At 75.2% G+C, this 674-nt stretch carries 1 pseudogene; it reads left to right on the top strand.

The features are described from left to right. Positions 1–674 (top strand): annotated as a pseudogene (locus tag O3Q52_RS53820) (hypothetical protein); the annotation flags it as partial.

Here is a 674-nt window from a genome sequence, read left to right as displayed (position 1 = left end):
CCGGGCCGGACCCGCTGCTGGCTGCAGTGCCCGCGCTGCTGGGACTGGCCACCGTCGCTGTGCTGGTGCGCTGCTATCCGCTGCCGGTACGGATCCTGGCGGGCTTCTCGGCCCGGCGGCGCGGTGTGGTGGCGCTGATCGCGCTGTCCCGGGCCGCGAAAGAAGCGCCCGCCCGGGCCCTCGCCCTGCTGGTCCTGGTGGTGACCCTGGCCGGAGCGGTGTTCGGTGGCTTCGTGGCCGGGACACTGGCGGAGGGGCGCCGTGAGGCCGCCGGATGGCAGGTCGGCGCGGACGCCTCTTTCCTCGGCGCACACCGCAGTCCTGCCGTCGCCGAACGGCTGGCACAGGTGCGCGGGGTACGCGAGACCGTCAGCGTCCGGCAGCTGCGGGTGGACCCGACGAGCGCGACCAGCGGCAGCCGGTACGGCATCGCGAGCATGGTCGGTATCGACGGCGAACGCCTGCGGGCGGCAGCGCCGAATTCACCCGCGGCCCGCGCACTGGACGCCGCCGGGCTCACCGGCCCGCGGTCCGGTACGGACATCCGGGTGCTGGCCACGGGGGCCCGTGCAGGCGACCGGCTCACCATCACCTTGCACGGCAGGAAAATGCACCTGCGCGTCGCCGGCCCCCTCCCCGACGGCGTACTCCAGGACCCGGCGCTGGGCCCGGTC

Source organism: Streptomyces sp. ActVer, assembly GCF_027270795.1.
GTDB lineage: Bacteria > Actinomycetota > Actinomycetes > Streptomycetales > Streptomycetaceae > Streptomyces > Streptomyces umbrinus_A.
The sequence above is the reverse complement of the archived record's forward strand: the minus strand, read 5'-3'. Positions and strand labels throughout refer to the sequence as shown.